The 19,689-nt window shown below is 33.8% G+C and carries 17 protein-coding genes; all 17 read right to left on the minus strand.

Annotation, left to right across the window (positions count from 1 at the left end; translation table 11 throughout):
* Positions 1 to 89: 89 nt before the first annotated feature.
* The 17 genes from BPMYX0001_RS22780 to BPMYX0001_RS22860 all read right to left on the minus strand — a co-directional run bounded on the left by BPMYX0001_RS22780 (position 90) and on the right by BPMYX0001_RS22860 (position 19,659).
* Positions 90 to 779, minus strand: coding sequence for a CpsD/CapB family tyrosine-protein kinase (locus tag BPMYX0001_RS22780; RefSeq protein ID WP_018764975.1), 690 nt, complete (start codon positions 777 to 779; stop codon positions 90 to 92).
* The gene (locus BPMYX0001_RS22785; protein WP_033799244.1) at positions 769 to 1,506 is read right to left on the minus strand and encodes a YveK family protein; all 738 of its coding nucleotides are present in this window, start codon (positions 1,504 to 1,506) and stop codon (positions 769 to 771) included. Before BPMYX0001_RS22785 ends, BPMYX0001_RS22780 begins: the two co-directional genes overlap by 11 nt.
* A gap of 553 nt (positions 1,507 to 2,059) precedes the next feature.
* Entirely contained in the window at positions 2,060 to 2,494 is a 435-nt protein-coding gene (gene fabZ, locus BPMYX0001_RS22790; protein WP_003202177.1) for a 3-hydroxyacyl-ACP dehydratase FabZ, read from the minus strand.
* A gap of 1,194 nt (positions 2,495 to 3,688) precedes the next feature.
* On the minus strand, positions 3,689 to 5,491 hold the full coding sequence (locus BPMYX0001_RS22795; protein WP_033799245.1) for an ABC transporter ATP-binding protein: 1,803 nt from the start codon (positions 5,489 to 5,491) through the stop codon (positions 3,689 to 3,691).
* 2 nt (positions 5,492 to 5,493) lie between these two features.
* Positions 5,494 to 6,681 carry a nucleotidyltransferase domain-containing protein gene (locus BPMYX0001_RS22800; RefSeq protein ID WP_006096606.1) on the minus strand — a complete coding sequence of 396 codons (1,188 nt, stop codon included), beginning with the start codon at positions 6,679 to 6,681 and terminating at the stop codon, positions 5,494 to 5,496.
* 22 nt (positions 6,682 to 6,703) lie between these two features.
* The gene (locus BPMYX0001_RS22805) at positions 6,704 to 7,156 is read right to left on the minus strand and encodes a lasso peptide biosynthesis B2 protein (RefSeq protein WP_018764971.1); all 453 of its coding nucleotides are present in this window, start codon (positions 7,154 to 7,156) and stop codon (positions 6,704 to 6,706) included.
* Positions 7,157 to 7,201: 45 nt separating this feature from the next.
* Positions 7,202 to 7,501: a lasso peptide biosynthesis PqqD family chaperone gene (locus BPMYX0001_RS22810; RefSeq protein WP_000095761.1), complete on the minus strand. Its 300-nt coding sequence runs from the start codon at positions 7,499 to 7,501 to the stop codon at positions 7,202 to 7,204.
* The gene (locus tag BPMYX0001_RS22815; protein WP_006096607.1) at positions 7,501 to 8,430 is read right to left on the minus strand and encodes a hypothetical protein; all 930 of its coding nucleotides are present in this window, start codon (positions 8,428 to 8,430) and stop codon (positions 7,501 to 7,503) included. Before BPMYX0001_RS22815 ends, BPMYX0001_RS22810 begins: the two co-directional genes overlap by 1 nt.
* A gap of 107 nt (positions 8,431 to 8,537) precedes the next feature.
* Complete coding sequence (locus BPMYX0001_RS32755) at positions 8,538 to 8,669, minus strand: paeninodin family lasso peptide (protein WP_006096608.1); 132 nt, start codon at positions 8,667 to 8,669, stop codon at positions 8,538 to 8,540.
* Between the two features lie 14 nt (positions 8,670 to 8,683).
* The gene (locus BPMYX0001_RS22825; protein WP_006096609.1) at positions 8,684 to 10,621 is read right to left on the minus strand and encodes a lasso peptide isopeptide bond-forming cyclase; all 1,938 of its coding nucleotides are present in this window, start codon (positions 10,619 to 10,621) and stop codon (positions 8,684 to 8,686) included.
* Between the two features lie 1,039 nt (positions 10,622 to 11,660).
* Positions 11,661 to 12,830, minus strand: a complete 1,170-nt coding sequence (locus BPMYX0001_RS22830) for a DegT/DnrJ/EryC1/StrS family aminotransferase (RefSeq protein WP_033799246.1) — start codon at positions 12,828 to 12,830, stop codon at positions 11,661 to 11,663.
* Between the two features lie 13 nt (positions 12,831 to 12,843).
* On the minus strand, positions 12,844 to 13,476 hold the full coding sequence (locus BPMYX0001_RS22835) for an acetyltransferase (protein WP_018781215.1): 633 nt from the start codon (positions 13,474 to 13,476) through the stop codon (positions 12,844 to 12,846).
* Positions 13,477 to 13,489: 13 nt separating this feature from the next.
* A complete protein-coding gene (locus tag BPMYX0001_RS22840) occupies positions 13,490 to 14,086 on the minus strand; it encodes a sugar transferase (RefSeq protein ID WP_006096611.1) in 597 nt (198 codons plus the stop codon).
* Positions 14,087 to 14,564: 478 nt separating this feature from the next.
* Positions 14,565 to 16,112, minus strand: a complete 1,548-nt coding sequence (locus tag BPMYX0001_RS22845; RefSeq protein WP_006096612.1) for a lipopolysaccharide biosynthesis protein — start codon at positions 16,110 to 16,112, stop codon at positions 14,565 to 14,567.
* A gap of 1 nt (position 16,113) precedes the next feature.
* Positions 16,114 to 16,995, minus strand: a complete 882-nt coding sequence (locus BPMYX0001_RS22850; RefSeq protein WP_006096613.1) for a glycosyltransferase family 2 protein — start codon at positions 16,993 to 16,995, stop codon at positions 16,114 to 16,116.
* Between the two features lie 279 nt (positions 16,996 to 17,274).
* The gene (locus BPMYX0001_RS22855; protein ID WP_033799247.1) at positions 17,275 to 18,363 is read right to left on the minus strand and encodes an acyltransferase family protein; all 1,089 of its coding nucleotides are present in this window, start codon (positions 18,361 to 18,363) and stop codon (positions 17,275 to 17,277) included.
* A 114-nt stretch (positions 18,364 to 18,477) separates the two neighbouring features.
* On the minus strand, positions 18,478 to 19,659 hold the full coding sequence (locus BPMYX0001_RS22860) for a glycoside hydrolase family 88 protein (protein WP_006096615.1): 1,182 nt from the start codon (positions 19,657 to 19,659) through the stop codon (positions 18,478 to 18,480).
* Positions 19,660 to 19,689: the final 30 nt, after the last annotated feature.

Raw genomic sequence — 19,689 nt, forward strand, 5'->3', positions numbered from 1 at the left:
ACCTCTTCTCTATCTATTCTTCATTTACTCTTCACATTGTGAATATAAGAGGAAAAGAAGATGTCTCCTCTTTCCTCTCATCTATTTAGTTAGTTAGAACTGTAATAATAATACTCAGATCCTGTTTGTTCTTTATCATTTAGAATAACGCCAAGTAATGTACCCTTTGCGCCATCAAGTGCTTGTTTTGCTTTAATCGCCGTATCCTTTTCTGTTACGCCACTTCGGACAACTAGTACAGAAGCATCACATTGATTTGCCATGACTTGCGCATCAGTAACTGGTAAAATCGGAGATGTGTCAAAGATAACGAGATCATACATGCCATATGCTTCTGAAAGTAAATCTTTCATCGAGTTTGACCCTAATAATTCCGCTGGGTTTGGTGGGATTGGCCCACATGGCAGGAAGTTTAAATTTCTAATTTTTGTATTTTCTACACATGTCTCAAGTTTTTTACTACGTGTTAATACACTTGTTAAGCCAAAAACATTCTCAACTTGTAACATGTGATGTAGTGCAGGCTTACGTAAATCCGCATCAATGAGTAATACTTTTTTACCTTGCTGTGCAAAGACTATTGCAATGTTAGCAGCTGTTGTTGTCTTTCCTTCACTTGAATTAGCGGATGTAACTATAAGAGAACGAATTTTTTTATCAACGGATGCAAATTCAATATTTGTTCGTACATTTCGATATTGTTCCGAAACAAATGATTTCGGTTGTTCATATGCAATAAGCCGACGACGTGCGCGTGATGCTTTTTTCTTAAGAACCAATTGTATGCCCTCCTACTCTCTTTGCCCTTGACGGACTTCTGCTTTTCACATTATCTTCTTCTATATGAGAAATCACTCCAAGAACTGGTAGACCTAGAAATTTTTCGATATCTTCTTCTTTTTTGAATGTGTTATCTAAATATTCTAGTAAGAATGCAAGTCCGACAGAAGCCATTAAGCCAATGACAAATGCAATAGCTACATTTAACATCTTATTAGGCTTAATTGGAGATTGCCCTTCCGCCACTTCTGCTTTTGATAGGATTGTTACATTATCTACACTCATAATTTTTGCAATTTTACTTTTGAATACTTCCGCTGTTGTATTTGCGATATCACGAGCTAATTTTGCATCTTTGTCTTGTACTGTAACCGCAATAACTTGCGAATCTTTCTCATTAGCTACGTTAATTTTGTTATTTAATGCTCCAGTTGACATATTCAGTTTCAACTTTTCTTTCACTTGATCTAAAATAACTGGGCTTTTCACAATAACTTTATATGTATTTGTTAATTGAAGACTTGTTTGTACTTCCCCAGGTTGGAAAACACCCTCTTGTTTCTTTTGGTTAACAAGAATTTGCGTTGAAGTTTGGTAAATCGGCGTTATAAAGTAGAAACTTACAATTGCGCTTACAAGAGCTGCCCCAATCGTAATTGCGATGATCATAACTAAACGTTTTCTTAAAATAGTAAATAGTTCTTTCAAACTTATTGTTTCTTCCATGCCTTCCTCCAGCTTCCAATAATTTGTCATAAATTCCTTTATAAATAAATAAAATGTCAGATTTGCGGCTGACAATAAGAATCTAGTATCTAGTCCTAATCATGTTTAGTCCTAGACAACTATTCAACATATTACATAACTTACATTAGTATAACAATAATGGTTGAGGAATTCATTTAATAAATTGACAAATATTATAATGACAAATTCGACAAATTTAGATATCCTTTGTCGGGTATGGGTTTACATTTACCATATATTGATAATATGTGAATGTAGTTAGTATTATTAGTGAATATATTATAAATTCACCTGTATATTTATAATAACTCGTTTAAAAAACACTTTCCATTATAAATTTTCATTCTATTTTTCAACAGCGTTTCTAGACGCTAAGTTGAGAAAGTTTTCCCGAAAATCCCTTATGTTATTTAATCAAACGTTTGTTTAAATAAAGAGAACCTACCTATCAACAAATTCTCTTACTTTTCTTTTATTAAAAAGGAGGTGAATGAAAAGTTTATTTTCATTCACCTCCCAACTTATCATATCTTTATTCTTTCTTATCACCAAGCGCGAATGTAACCTCAGCTTCACAAGCAATTTCACCGTTTACAGTTGCGACTGCTTTTCCTTTACCAATTGGTCCACGTACACGTGTCATTTCCACTTCTAAACGAAGTTGGTCACCTGGACGTACTTGACGCTTGAAGCGGCAGTTATCAATACCAGCGAAGAATGCGAGGCGTCCACGATTCTCCTCTTTTTTTAATACCGCAACAGCACCCACCTGCGCTAATGCTTCTACAATTAGAACACCTGGCATCACAGGATAATCTGGAAAGTGTCCATTAAAGTATTCCTCATTTGCCGTTACATTTTTAATCCCAACCGCACGCTTTCCTTCTTCTACTTCTAGAATTTGATCGACTAGTAGAAATGGATAACGATGTGGAATAATTTCTTTAATCTGTTGAATATCTAGCATATCATTCTCTCCTTATATACCAAATTGGTCATACCACCAACACACTGTCCTTATTATCCCATTCTCTATTGTTTTTGTCACGAAAAACAAGAAATGCTTTCTACCCAAAATATCTATTAGGACTATTCATACAAAAAAGATACACCCTTTTCCCTTCGCTAATCGGTATAACAAAATAATAGCAATTAACACGGAGGTTGGAAAAAGGTGTATATCAAAGTTAGGGAGAGGCAATATACATTATTTGCCTCATGTGTCGTATTCATAGCTCATTATAAAGGACAAAAATAAGAAAGAAAAATTTAATATTTACTGCTTTTTACCATTATAACCTTAATTTTCTACAATTTTCTACAAATTTCTTCATTTTTCTTATATTATCTTAAATAGTATATCTAGAAATTAAGATTCGCAATCCAGAACACTATGCTTTATAAAAAAATAAATCTTCGTGGATTAGCCTTTAATAAAAATCCTATAAAATATCATCACAAAAGATACATTTACATTTTACATAAATATCCAATACCACGTATAAATTCTTTTAAATCTATTTAACAATACATGAAATAATATATAACTAATTAAGAAATTGTTACTTTTCCTTGTTTATCTGTTAACTAAGGCATCCTGGAGGATTTGAGAGAAAAACTCAAATGAAATAAAAAGAAATACTTATATAATATTCTTCACTATCTCTCTTTCCTCTCCTCAAATCGTTTCCCTTCTTAATTACTTATATAAAATTAGTAGTAATTCAAAATACCAACAATTCAGTAGGCACTACCTCTCATTAATCACTGACCATAAAAATGTCTACAAGGTGCTTCAAAATATATTATCACAACTACACTAATAAACCTTTATATACAAAAATAGAAAAGACCCCTAGTCCTAAAGACGAGGGGTCTCGCTGCTTTTGTTATATGGTATAAATAAAATCAGGTTCCATGTTAAATTATAACACGGATATTTATACATGTATATAGATGGTATATTAATAAGTCACAAAAAGTATTTCTCATTTTTTTACTGGTCACACAATTAAATTAAGCTCATATTTCCATAAAAAGACCAGTACACAAATACCAATTATACCCCAAACCATAAATAATCAAATTGTGTTACCGACCCGAAAGAAATAAAGGCAGTGTATTCCGTGAATTTATAAAAAACAATTATAACAAGCCATATTTAAATGTTTACTTTGGCCTGTTGTCCAAGTAGGCTACTAAACAAACCACTTTCATCTTTCGCTAGTTGTGTGAAACTACCATGTTGAATAATTTGTCCTTGATCCATTACAATTACTTGGTCAGCTTTACGTATAGTAGATAGTCTATGTGCAATGACAATAATTGTCATGCTTCCTTTCAATCTTTCCAATGCTTCTTGTATTTTCGCTTCATTTTCAGCATCCAACGCACTTGTTGCCTCATCTAATACTAAAATAGAAGGCTTTCGAAGTATCGCTCTAGCCAGAACAAGACGTTGTCGTTCTCCCCCTGAAAGTTTGACTCCCCTATCGCCAATCATTGTATCCAATCCTTGTGAGAGCCTACTAACAAACTCAGCGGAAGCAGAAAATTCCAAAGCTTCCCAAAGCTGTTCCTCACTTGCATTTGGTTCAACCATTCTCAAATTGTCTCTTATACTGGCATTGAATAGAAATGGATCTTGAGGAACATAGCTAATAGATTTTCTCAATGATAATAGGTCCTTACTTATCAACGGTTTGTTATCTATTAATAGCTGACCGCTCTCTGGCTGCATAAGTCCCATTATGATATCAATTAATGTACTCTTTCCAGCACCAGAACGCCCTGAGATAGCTGTCATACAATTTGCAGGAATACGCAAATTAATATCTTTAAGTGAGTACACAGCATTTTCTTTATTGTAGCGGAAAGAGATATTCTGACACTCGATAGATTGTTCTATCTGCATAGGATTTATACAATCATAATCCTGCTCTATATCTTGCAATTCTATACTTTTCTTACACTCTTCCTGTAATTGCAGCAAATCTTTAAAAGCGGGAAGATTCGCTGCAATTTGTTCCATGTTTGATTGTATACCTGCAAATCGTGGCCACAAACGAGAAAATATAAGAATAATTAATAATAATTGCTCCGTTTTCGTCTGAAACAACTTAACAGATAGAAAGATAAGAATAGCAATGAAAACAGCTGATGCAATTTTATAAAAGAGTTGAGAATTATTTCTCACCTTAATATATGCAAACTGTTCACGTTCCACATCTTCCACCCAATTACGTAACCACATATAACGAGATCGTTCTAGTGTATTGCTCTTAATATCCTTAATTCCATTAAAATGATCAGTTATACCTGCAAGATACGCTTTTGAATTCTCTGAGGTTCGACCACCTAATCTTTTTGATTTTTTAATAAATCTTCGTGAAAGAAAGGCAAGTACCACAGCGCAACATAGTACAAAAATTGTTATATCTGCCGCTAACCAAAAAGCGAAACCAATCTGTATAAGTGTAAACATTAAAGAAGTGAGCAACTGTAAAAATAAATTAGTGCCTGCGCTAACACGCCCTAATTCCGTTGTCAAAGAATTGATAAGATCTGATTTTCTCTTTTTCACAAAAAAACTCCAGTTGGCCTGCAACAATCCACGATAAGTTTCCAATCTCAAATGATTAATAAAACGTATCTGGATTTTCGCATTACGAACTGTTATATTCCTTTGCAAAAGCGCTTGTCCCACGACCAATATAATATATATTCCTAATACAAGTGGTAATCCTAAAGTAGTTGGAAACTCACCTAGGAATCCAAGAACCCCTGAAAGAGGGCTTGCCTGTTCATTCATCTTCGCAATACCACTAATACTTATCATTGGGATTAATAGTAAAATACCGATCCCTTCTACAAGACTGACCAATACCATTCCCAAGAGATTAACAATGAGAATGTTTCCAGTAAAAGAGTATAACTGCTTTGTAAAATATAAAATATTTCTCATTTTCACTTCTCCTTACGGTACCTCATTCCCCTCCAAATCCATAAAACCGGCCGCAAAGGGAAATATAAAACATGCAGTTGTTTTGGCAGTGGTAAAGTTTCCACATCCTGAGGATAAGGATACAACCAACTAAGATGAAACAGTAGCTTTTGAGAGCTTGTCTTTAACAAATATAAATATCGCTCATGATATTTTGAAACTTCTTCTGGGACGGGATCTGTATGCAAGTTAATCATATTTTCCAAGTAATATATAGCAAGCTGAGCTAATTGCGTTACCCTTCTCCCTGACATTAATACTTTTGCCTCTTCTTCTATTATAAGAGTATCTAAAAGCTCAGAAGATAAAATAAGCGCCTGGCCTACCAGTTGCTTACATCCATATCTTTCCAACATAACAGTGAGTTCTTTCCAATCTATTTCTTGCCTTACCATACGGTCAATGTCTGTTAACCATCGAAGCCTGGACCAACCATGCCTAGTCCCATGAGTCACAAGAAACATAAACAAATCCTCTCTACCTAAAAAATAGACAGGATAATTTGTGACAGGACTCGTCCTCTTTCGCCCCCATAACTCATCGAAGCGTGGTTCCTTTCCCGGTCCTGGGTGTAGTCGCCAATGAATCTCCAATTTCACCTTACTTATCGGATGCATGTAAGTTGTATGGTGGCGTCTCCACTTCCATTCATTCATAACCGTCGGAAAATCATCCTCTTTGACATAACCATTCTTTACAAGTAATTCGTTCACTTTTCCAAGATCCTCTATAGGAACAAGGGCATCCAGATCCCCTGATGTTCGAAGAGAAACATCTCCATATAGATCTGCGCCGAGAATAGGGCCCTTCAAAAATAGAAGTCGAAGTTGGTTTTCAGCAAATAATTTACTTACCTTTCCCATTTCTCCACTTAAATGAAGCATATGGAATGTATTCCTTTTAAAATATGTACTTAATACTTGCACAACATTTGATGGAACTAACTGTTTATCAATAGATTTCATTTTTGGATAAATGAATGCGTACATACGATGATGCAGCGCCAGTTTCAAAAATTTGTTCCAATCAATATTTATGAACCAGTCTCCCGGGATTTCTTGTATCTCTTTATCTTCCTTCTTTATAATTTCAAGTAACAATTTTAGTTCTTTAGGTAAATGACTCAAATCAAGATTACAACCGGTATACATCTCATTCTCCTTCAAGATTTTTTTACCCTATCCTTTTTGCAAATTTACCAACAACAGTAAATCTCTTCATTTCTTCTACGCCAGTAATATAAAAGGGCCCGCTACGTAACCACGCATGGGCAATCATATTTCCTGTCTCATCTTTCGCGGTCCCTAAGTAAAGGGTACTTTCAATTTGACGCTTCTCCAACATTTTCATTGCAGCGATAGCTTTAACGAGACACTGGCTTTCCCAAAATGTATAACGGCTCATCATATGCACTGCTTGAGAAATTTTCCTTAATGTAACCTTTTCCGATTCATCATGGCTTAAAGACGTTTCTGCCATATGAATTCCTAATATAGGAGCAGCTTTAGAAAACGGTATACTTTTAAGAATACGAGCCCAGCCTAAATAAAAGAAAGCTTCTATAAGTAATAATTTTGTTCCCATATCGAACGACAAGAAAGCTTTGGCTTTATTTATGATATTCATCGATCCTACTCCTAATCTATTAAATCTGGAACGTTCAATTAAAAATCAAAGTTTTTCATCAACCGAGATTAACCCTTCTGCATACAAATGATTTAAGAAAGAGAGTACCTGTTCCTTACATTCTGCCTCTTCAATCATATATCGAGACAATAATATATCAATCACTTGATTCACAGATATTAATTCATTAATTAAACTCCAAATTTCACCACCTATACCTCCCAAGTTATAGTATTTCCCATTATGGATGCTCATCATCACTTTCTCCCCATCCATATCGCTCACTACATTTTCCTGACCTTGTACAACAAAACTGTGTAATGAAATTGTTTGTTTACTACTCATTATTTTTCCTCCTCTTTTAAAGACTCTAGAATTTTGGATACTAAATCATGTGCCGTAAACTTTGAAATAGGACGTCTCAATTGAAACATATCTATTTTGTTTACGATATTTGTAGAATGCATAAAATGCCATTCCATCATCCCCAATCGTGGGATTAATGAATTCCTATATGTGTGACGCAGCAATGTGCGTAGTCTCTCCAGTCCTTCAATCTGCTGAAGTTCAACATCCCCATTTTCTACTTTCACTAATTCGAATACACCTGCCAATGGTAATGGCTCCTCGAAAAAGTTAGCTGTAACGGGGACAGCATATTTAGTTTCCCTTTCAAATAATGGCTGATAATGCGCTGTCTCCATTCCAAACTGATCAAGACTCTCTTTCCATAACTTTTGTTGCGGGTAAGATGGTGTAACAAAAGGAATATTATCCTCAGAAAGAGACACAGCAATTACATCATCGCTTAAAAGCTGATAGCCTTTGCTTAAAAGGGCTGATGCAAGAGTTGATTTTCCAGCTCCCGATCTTCCTACAAAAGCATACGCCTTTCCATTGATGGCTATTGCACTTCCATGCAGAGGGAGTATTTTTCTCTGCATCAACAATGCCCCCATACAAGTCCCAAGAATATAAAGCCGAATCTTATCTTGATCAGACCCTTTCATAGGTGAAACAATAATTTTTTCTCCATTTTGAATACAAAACGTAGCAGTTTCGGGGATTTGAAACATAATTAATTCTTCTTCAACTACAAATACTGACTTCGGAGAAGATAACTCTCCCCATAATTGGGACAAATCTGCAGTTTCTATTTTTACGTCTACTTCATTTTCGTAATTACTTACTTGAGGTAATTCCGGCAGGGGAATCTCACTTAATAGGGCTAATCCGAAGGCTTTGTAAATCTCTTTCTTTACAGTATGTATCATCTTTCTCACTCCAAATAGTTGAAAAATTGATTAAAAAAAACCCTTATACCGTAATTAAACTATATAAGGGCTGTAAAGCATATAAATCTCATTTAAATATTAGTGCATTAGTTGTGGTGAAGTGCGCCTTGCTCATCCTCATCTTCAAAAACTTGGTCAACAAGTCTCTTTCCAGGTCCAGCCATTGTCATGTTGATATCAAGCACTTCTAATACTGGTGATTGCCATTCTTGTTTCATAATTTCACCCCCTTTCAAATATATTTTTTGATAAATCGATAGACAATAAGACTACGCATTAAAATTCTAAAATCCGGATCAAACACGTATTCTACTTGTGGTTCTCCTTGAATTTTCAAAATCGCACTCTTAATAATCTCTATATTAAAAAAGTTAGAGGCCACTGGGTCTTTACTAAGCTGCTGAAGTTCCTCGATAAACATTTTCCATGAAGGAATCATGCGATGAACCACATCAGCTGCCTGTATTCCCCGCACACGTTGATTTAATCTTACTTTGTCAGGAAGAAATCCTTTTGTGGACCTCCGGACAAGTGCACGATTTAAGCCATTTTGAACAAATTGTTCGAGTGGTAACGATAAGCAGAATCGAATTACCCGTAAGTCATTCGTTGGATCATGCCCTTGTAAACCATAGCGCAAGGAGAGCTTTGTTCCACTTGTACCCGTTGTATTCCACAAGTTTAGCTGTTCAAAATGTTTCTGTCTTATTTCATATATATTTGGGATAGAAGCCCCTGTTACTTTCACACCATGTTCTTCAAGCTTTCTAAATACATCAGTACGTTTTGCAAGTTCTGGACTAACTAACGTTGGCAATTCGTATTGCTGTTCCGAGGAAAACATGTTTTTTATCGATGGAAATGCTTTCTCTCCTACAACTTTCAGTATTCTCGATTTTTTGACCCCAACGTTCTTACCATACAAATCAATTTCACGATAAAGCTGCAACCAGCTGAATTTTTTAAGTAAAGTCGCATAATAATCTAAAGCTGGCCCCCAAGAGATTGTGAAATTTCCTCTCGCTCCATTTAAGAGCACCCCAATCCCTTGTTGTTGGGCTTTTTCATAAATTCCTTTCACCCAGACGGAATTTTCGAAAAATTTATATGGCATCTCCATAATCTCAAGCCAATCATCAATTTCTGAGAAAGAATTTTCTCCCGGGAAATTCAAATAATTCCCTTTAATATTCCCTACATGTTGTACTGTAGTTTGGATAAATGGCTTTTCATCAGCAATCGTATGGCCACGAGTCCAATCAGTAAATCCTTCTGCAGGTACTGAGCTGAATGTATATAATTTTTTGTTCTCTTTTTGCAGAGCTCTCGCAGCAAAGCTAGCAACAGCACCTGAATCTAATCCCCCACTTAAATGAGAACCAACATTACGATGAGTACGTAACCTTGATGTTACTGCGCTTTCAAATACGTCCCTGAACGCCTCTTCATAATCTTCATTTGATTTGAGTTGCAACTGCTCCTCTACAAATAACGTGTCGTATTTCGCAATACTAACTCTTCCCTTAACTACGGAGATAGTATGAGAAGGGGGGACTTGCTCTATATTTTTATGCACTGTTGAAAATGCATCTATTGTATCAAGCATATTAGGTATCGCTAAATATTCAGCTAACCATTGCTCATTCAATTCCTTCCCGACGTATGGTAAAGAAAACAGCGGTTGTATGCTAGTACAAAAAGCAAATTGATTTTGATTGCGGTAAAAGTAAAAAGTCCGACTTCCTGAAAAATCACGTGCACCAAAGAGTAATTGCTTTCTCTCATCCCAAATCATAAAAGCAAAATCACCAATTAGATACTTTGGTACATGCTCTCCCCACTTTTGATAAGCGAGTAAAATCAACTTACTATCAGGCATCTCTCTTCTATGTACCTTTTCTACTTGCAATCTATCGAATAATTCATTGCGATTATCAATAATAGCATCAGCAGTTATAACCAACTGTGTTTCATAATCATAGTAAGGTAATTGTTCATTAATAGATTCAGATGTTATCCATTTTGCATGGGAGCCCAAAAAAATATTTTCCTTGTGCCATATATCGGTATTGTCACCTGGATAACGAGATAAATCCTTCATGATTCCAATCCTATGTTCAGGCGGTATCGGTTCTCCATTTAAATGATAAATTCCGGTTATTGCACTCATTTTTTTCCTCCCACTACAAGACAATTAAGGGAAAACCCGATGGATAAGCAAATTACCAGATATATCAAAAAAATGTTATTAATATACCAGAAAACCCTTTCCTCAAACTACCTCGTTTACGCATAACAGATTTTAAAACCCAATTTTATAGCCTTAAATCTTTTTTCAGTTGAAGTATTCAAGCTTTCAGGCTACCTATCCTAATGTAAACCCTTGCATTTTAATTTTCTCAAAAAAAGAACCAAGGTATGATCTTCTTAATCCGAATCAAAATATTACCATCTGAATTTTATATGAATAAAAATCCTTGAATTTAATATATCAATAAAACGTTTATATTCTTTATAAAGAATATAAAATCAGATTACCATTTCACTATTGTATTGTCAAGCATCTATATACTCAAAAAAATGAATATTTATGTATCTTTTTTAGTAACTGTCAGAACAAATAATACAGTAAAACTTTAATCGGTAGGAGACTTTACATCCCTACCGACTATTAACCTCACCAATCGAACTTTTACGAACATTCCATCTATCTTCTTAGTTCCCCTAAAATCTTAAGGTAGTGCTCTTAATGTTCACAAATAGCAGGATAAACGTTATATCTTACAAATACACAGCAAAATTTTCATCTTTTTATATTTTAAAAATTTCTGTGCTATGATATTTTATATAATTTATTATTAACCTATTAATTAAAGCTGATTTTTATATTTTATGTTCTCTATTACTTTATTCTTCTGCTTCTTTAATCGAAACAGGAGAATAACCTTTTTATATTTATACCATTTTCACAAAGGGGATGATATAATATGCGTTCACCACTAATAATGCTAGCAAAGAATATAATTCGCATTTACCACAAGATTATGTACGCTTACTATTTCACTCTTTATAGGGATTGCCGTGACTTTCATTCAAAAAAAAATTTTTTCCGTAAAATGAAATTTCACAAAAACGGCACTGAATAAGATATTAAATCCTCCTAGTTCATTAACGCCTTTCTTAATTGAAGCTCTTTCTATTTTTTATCTTTACATGCCAGCACTTACCGTCAATATATTCTTAATACATGTAATAACTCTTGTCTGATCTTGCTCTGTCATACCTGATCCAGATGGAAGACATAGACCGGTTTCAAATAGTTTTCTAGCAATATCTTCACGTTCACTATGAGAATAATAAGTTATTCCCTCAAATAGCGGTTGCATATGAAGAGGTTTCCAAACAGGACGCGCCTCAATGTTTTCATTTTCCAGTTGTTTCAGTAATGTCTGAATCGATACTCCTATTTTTTCTTCATCTACAGTAAGAACTGTAAGCCATCGGTTTGAATAAGTATCCTCTAACTCAGGCATAAACTGTACCCCTGGAATATGAGATAATTCTTGATAGTATCTATCAAATATTTTTCTCCTTGCCTGTACTCTATCCCGTAAGACTTGCAGCTGCGCTCTACCTACACCCGCTAAAATATTACTCATACGATAATTATATCCAACCTCACTATGTTGGTAGTGTGGAGCCGGATCTCTTGCTTGAGTAGCTAAAAATCTTGCTTTTCTCAATGCCTCGACATCATTCGAAACAAGCATACCTCCACCTGAAGTTGTAATGATTTTATTGCCGTTGAACGAATAAATACCAAATTTTCCGAATGTCCCACTTGCTTTACCTTTGTAGGAAGAACCAAGTGATTCCGCTGCATCCTCTACTACTGGAACATTATATGTATCACATAACGAAAGAATTTCATCCATTTTAGCGCTTTGTCCATATAAATTTACAACAATGACTGCTTTCGGAAGTATTCCTTTCTCATTTGCATCACGTAATGCACGTTCTAAAGCTTGTGGCGACATATTCCATGTTTCAAGCTCAGAATCAATAAATACTGGTTTAGCCCCTAAATATAAAATTGGATTTGCGCTCGCTATAAAAGTAAGACTCGAACAAAACACCGTATCTCCATCTTTTACATCCAGTAAGCGAAGTGCCAAATGGATAGCAGAGGTTCCTGAACTAACTGCAGCCGCATCACGAACTCCAACATGGGATGAAAGTTCACTTTCAAACGCATCTACATTTGGACCAAGTGGAGCAATCCAATTCATATCAAATGCTTCCCCTATATATTTTTGTTCATTACCGCTCATATGTGGAGCGGAGAGATAGATTCTTGTTTTTTCCTGTGAATATACCACTTTAAACACTCTCCTATAATTCTTTTTTTATTACTCTAGCTGGAATGCCAACTGCTTTACAATTCGCTACAATGTCACAGATCACTGTTGCTCCGGCACCGATAACGGACCAATCGCCAATTGTAATATTTGGAATTACATTAACTCCTGCTCCTATATGTACTCCTGTTCCTACAGTAACGGATCCTGTAAGCACTGCATTTGGGGAAATATGTGCAAAATCTTTTACCTTATTATCATGTTCAATAATAGCGCCTGAATTGACAATAACGTGATTCCCAATTTCAACATCTGCATTAATAATTGCACCAGGCATCACAACCGTACCAGCTCCAATCTTTGCACTTAAACTAACAATAGATTGTTTATGTATAAGCGTCGCATAGCGATGACTGGGAATCTCTAACTGCTCCATAATTATCTTTCTTGTTCTGTTATTTCCTATAGCTATCACGAACTTTGTATCTACATGCTCATCCATTAACTTTACAGCTGCAGAAATAGGTCCAAAATAAACGCCATCCTCAACTTTTAACTCTTTATACACATCATCTAATTGCGCAATGATTTCATAATTTCCATACGATAGGATAATATCTCGGATTACTTTACTATGACCACCTGCCCCAATCATAATTATTCGCATCCATCTCACCTCCTCAAGAATTCTTTGTACCATTAAATTTTTCCACAGTTACATGCCCAACCTGATTGATTCCTTCTGACTTAAATACTTTCTTTGCCGTTAACAACAAAATTTTCATATCAAGCCAAAAAGTCCTATTATCGACATACCACACATCAAGATCAAATTTCTCTTCCCATGAAATTGCATTTCTTCCATTCACTTGAGCCCATCCTGTAATTCCTGGTCTTACCATATGCCGCCTAGATTGTTCTTCTGTATATAACTCCAAGTATTCCATTAATAGTGGTCTGGGACCTACTAAACTTAAATCGCCTTTTATAACATTGAATAACTGTGGCAACTCATCCAAACTACACTTTCTAAGAAATCCCCCAAACTTAGTAAACCTTACATCATCAGGCAACAGATTGCCGTTGTTATCTTTCTCATCAGTCATAGATCTAAACTTATAAAGAGAAAAAGACGCACCATGTAATCCCGGGCGTTGCTGCTTAAATATGATGGGGGAACCTAACTTACATCTAACTAATACGGCTACTACACTAATAGGAACTAACAGTAACACCAATAATGATAAAGAAACGAATAAATCAAAAAATCTTTTCATAAATAATTATACTCCAATCGAAAATTTTTTAGAGAGTTCCCCACAGAACAGGATTCCAATCTTCTAATTACTTTTTAGTAATTCTCTCCAATTTAATCCTACCCTCAGTTTCATATACATAACATGAAAGTCATTTGCAGTGTATATTCTTCTATAAATTTCTTCACTCAGTATGTTATAGATACAATCCTTCGTCTCCTAAAGTACCGGACGCCTAAGCCCATAATAAAACCGCTATATTTTTATACAAAGATAGCGGTTTATTATTTCTACATTCAGTTAATGATAGTATCATCTATTAATCTAGCATTTGTACTTGCATCAATAGATACATCATTGAATACATATTTGGCCGTAGTCACCATCTTCTCCCTAATCAATCAGTATGAACTAAGAAGGGCTTCATTCCATAGTCTATAGTTCACAGGGCTTTCCCTAAAACGTATGGTAATAGAATTTAACAATATCTTAGTTAAAATTAACAAGAAATTTTCTTGTTTAAATTGAATTTTTTTAATAACTTTTGTGAAATCCCTCTAATAATCCCAAATAAATATTTAAACTCTGTTGTTTTATGAAAAATCAATATATAAATCACATTAGGAACTATGATACAAATCATTCCCTTTAACAATAACTCCCAAAAATGGCTTGATAACGTGAAATTGCTCAAAAAACTCGTAATAAAATACGTTCCTATACCTATCACTGCGTAGTAGGAGTATTTCAAGAAATAATCCATTACAGACCTATTAAATACATTTTTGTATACTAAATAAGGAGTAATCCAGAAAGGAACAACAAGCACACTTACAAGTGTACCAATAAAGACACCTATTATTCCCATATACTTAACTAATACAATAGAAATTACTAAATTAACAGCAGCTTGAACCAAAGGCGCATATCTATCCTCATGAAAAACACCCGCTGTAGTTTTTACAGTCGTTATGGAATTCCTCATGCCCCTTTCATAAAAAATAATTATTAATACAAGCAACACACTTTTGCTCATAAGATACTCGGTTCCAATCCATAAAGTGATAAAAGGTTCTATTGTAATGCATAAAAGTATAGAGAAGAATGAGTATAACCAAAAATTTAAAAGCATATAGACTTTATACACACTATAAACCTTCTCTACACTTTCCTCTGCTACTAAATTTCCTACACTATGATATGTATTATTAAAGATTTGATAAGTAAAGTTTCTACAAATATCTATTAACATATTATAATTAGAATATAATCCGACTGCCGCCACACTGATAAATGAAGATATAATAATGTTATCAGTACCCAATACTAAATAATTCCCTATGTTTTGTAGTACAATTGCTTTCACATTCTTAACAATTTTCTCTTTAGTTTCAGCATCTAATACACCCGAAACTTTCTCTTTTAAAAATGGATACATCCTGTTGACTATAATTGCCAAAACAATACTAGTAGCGACTGTTATCACACTATCAATAACTAAGTATAGAATATAATTTTTTGTAAAATGAAGTATTCCAATCTTGAGGCAAGCAGATGCAATTGAAGATATAGAATATATTCCTGTTACAATATAACCCTTTTGCGAAACACTTAAGAATGAATTCTTATGCATGTACAAATAAGGTACAACTGTATTGAATAGAAAAATAAGATAAATCCAATGGATATTTTCGACATTCGAATCTTTAATGAAATAACCAAGAAATGGCATCAAGGACAATCCAAGTAACAAGACAATTAAGGCGATTACCATATATGCTTTCCGATACAATCTCATAAGTACGTTAATCTTTTCTTGATCGTTCTCTGCAACCGGCTTATAAAGACTATACATTATACTAGCACCTATCCCTGCCTCAGCTAAAGAAAGCATGGATAATATATTAGTAAGGAATCCATTTATACCTAGATATTCAATACCTAAACTATTGATAAATACAGTTCGTGAAATGAAGCTTAAAGATGTAACAATGATTTGGTTTCCGATCCCAGCAGATATATTAATTATGGAGTTTTTTATCCTCATTTTAAGACCTTCTTGATATAATTTTTTTACATTTAGCTAAAAAGATAGCCGCCATTAAAGTAACCGGTTGAATACCTAAGTATTCTGCAGCCTTCTTTACATTTAAATTAGACTTAACAAAATCGTAATATAAATTATAATAGGATAATCTACCCTTTGGACCACACTTATAAAATTCAATTTGCTGCTTCATATAATATGCTGTACCTTTAGGACTTCCGGCGAATATCTCCTTCATATTTTGAGTTAAACCATCCTCTAGATAATTACATATATATATTGTTTTATTAAACCATCTTATTTTATAACCTTCATAAGCCATTTTATTCCATACTGTAGCCTCTGTCATAAATTTTTCCCCTTCAAACTCACGAAACTTGTTTTTCCTTAATATATCGGTATAAAAAACCTCAGCCTTATCTCCCGTTATATTATATGTATTCCGTTCAAGTGAAGTTGCATCAATATATTTACCTTCAAATGTTGTCCCTACGAGGTCCTCAATACTCCCCCCTTTATTACCCGAAACACCACAAAATAGCTTTTTATCTTCTAGGCTATTTTCCCAACTTACTATACTTTCTAAAGCATCTTCTGTAAGATTGTCATCAGAATCTACTATAAAGAACATTTCACCTTCAGCCAAATCGACAGCCCTGTTAATCGCTCTATGTTTCCCTCCGTTTTTGACTTTATAATACCGTATGGGAAATGGGTTTTTTTCTAGTTTCCACATCTTGAATAATTCCTCTGTATTATCACTTGACCCATCATCAATAACTAGCCATTCAAAATCCGTATATGTTTGTTCTTGTAACGACCTATATAATTTCTCTATGATATAACTCCTGTTATATGTTGGAGTGAATACTGTTATTCTCATTTAATCCCCTCATTTTTATCCTAACTTTTTCTTTCCATCTATTCACAGTAATCATTTCAGTTAATTATTTGCCTATTTCAAGACTTAACTTCTACAAATGAAAATATATCTTTTAATATTACAAAAAGAAAATCCATTTATACTCCCTCTCGTTTACGTACTAAATCTATTACACTTTATTCTACTTGTTATCTTTAGATATTAATTTTTTCGAGCTATGAAGAAGAAAATGTTTGTTTTCTAGGACTACATTTAACAATAATCTTTTATAAAAATCTCTTATTTAAGGAATTCTTTTGGTAAAGGCACTTGTATCTTTTGATGTTTTTTTTGAAAACCAAAACGAATTTTCTTACGTAACGGCTCTTCATAAAATTGATAAATTACTGCACTTAACAATAAAGAAACTATTAAACAAACCACAAAACTATATGTATTTTCTAACTTCAAGAAGTCCAAGTATCGTATCACTATTTGGTGAATCATATAAAATGAGAAACTAATTTCACCTAAGTAAACAAATAGCCTTTGTGATAATAATTTTGAAAATATACCGCATTGAAATGAAAAGGTGAAAATTAACAAGCACCATAGTGGGACAAAATAAACACCACGAACAATTCCTACATCTAATTTTATCGAATACGATAATAAGGCAATGGATAAAAGTAAACATAGTAGTTCTAAAACAGTAAATATGTTTTTGTTAAAGTTTGCTTTATCGGATTTTTCAATATAAATCAATCCCAAAAGTATACCCGTTGAAAATTCGAACAATCTAGTAACCGGAAAAATATGTAATATCCAAATAAAAAATGGATTATCTTCATCCAAGTTTTTATTCAATAGAAATAAAATTATCCATACTACCAAGAATACCAATATGGATGTAATGATGTTCTTTTTAACTTTAAGTTTCATAAATACCCATAGCAGAAACGGAAACATAACATAAAAGAAAGCTTCAACCGATAATGTCCACGAAACGCCGTTAAAATTGAAATAAGTACCCTGACTAGGTACGAAGCTTTGTATCAATAGCAAATTAATGATTGACATAAAAGCAAGTTTTATAAAATATAAACTCTTAGGGTGAAAGTATAAAATAACTAATGGTGCAGAAAGAAGAAAGGTTAATACATGAACTGGATATACTTTAGAAAATCTTGCTTTATAGAATTTTTTGATACTGTGTTTATTTAGCTCTGTAAATTTAGAATGATAGTTATAAGCTAAAATAAAGCCAGATAAAACAAAAAAGAATTGAACGCCCGCTGAACCTAATTGATATTGGCTAAACACACCCATATGAAATAAGAAAACCATTAGCGCAGCAATAAACCTAAATGACGTTAAAGAGTTTAACATATGATTCCCACCTTTCTCATTTCCCCAAAAAATAAATGGTTCGAATTTCCAAATCATTTATTTTCTTTATCAATAAAGTTGCCTCATACAAATATGAGTAAAGGGGATGAAGGTTTAGTTCCTACTTAAATATGAATTGATTAATCTAATGCAGAACCCTTGAGTAAACGGCAATATATTGAACAGTGTGGAATACACCCCTATGTCTTTTGTATCGCCTTGAGAAAAGTCAACTGCCCCATCTTTCCTCGTAACTTTCATTAAATAACTCATAGCCTTTTCTGTGCTATCTAGGCATTCTTTTGATACCTTCTCTATCTTTGAGGCATTTAACATAAACCAGCCTAGCGTAGCTGTAGCGGAAGAGTCAGACCTACTCTCATTTCTAGTTACAGTCCAATTCCAACTACCATTATCTTGTTGAAAGCTCATTGCAGCTTCCGCGAATCTTTTAACACTTTCTTCGAAAGCAAATTTATATTTACTATCTTGTGGCAATTCATTCCACGCATCTATAAGACCTATAGCAAACCAACCAAGTCCTCTTCCCCATCCGTATAATCCAAGAGGAACTTTATTCTCAATCTTGTAAACATGACATGGTAGTGAATGTTTGTCTAACATTCCATATTGCTCATACTCTTTAATTTGTTTCACTGCTAAATCTATACAATCATCTTTGTTAAATTTAGTACCGTAACAAACTAAAAAGGGGCATATAAACCCTATAGTATCTACATATCTGTAGCTTTTCATAAACTTCCTATATTCTACTGTGCCGTCCTCACCTATATGATCCTTAATCATTTCCCATGTATAATCTAATGCTTTTTTGTATTTGTTTATATCAATATATTCCAACTTCATAATAGCGTAAGCAAGTATAGCTCCGTCTATATGCTTAGGTTTTTCTAACCATTGACCATTACTATCAAATTTCGAATTCAAAAATTTTTCAATCTCAGATTTCATTTCCTTATCATCATTATGTTTTACATACTCAGATAAGCCTAATACTAATGATGCTTCTTGCCAATGTTGTATCGTGCTTTTCGTATAATTCCCTTTCAACATATCTATTACAACTAATCTTGTATTGTCTGTTACTTTTATTTTTGGTGTGTTTAGTAACCACTTAGACCCTTTTTTAGTTATAGTCTCATTCCATATGGATTTATCTTTATATCTCCCCATATGAATTCTCAGTACCCAATCTTTTATTACAGGTACTAAGTCTATGGTAATAACCATTAAAATAATAAAAATTACAATATAGCTCAAAATTTGAAATATCATCTTTATATTGCCCTTTCAACGTGAAAATAA

The sequence above is a fragment of the Bacillus pseudomycoides DSM 12442 genome (genome assembly GCF_000161455.1).
GTDB lineage: Bacteria > Bacillota > Bacilli > Bacillales > Bacillaceae_G > Bacillus_A > Bacillus_A pseudomycoides.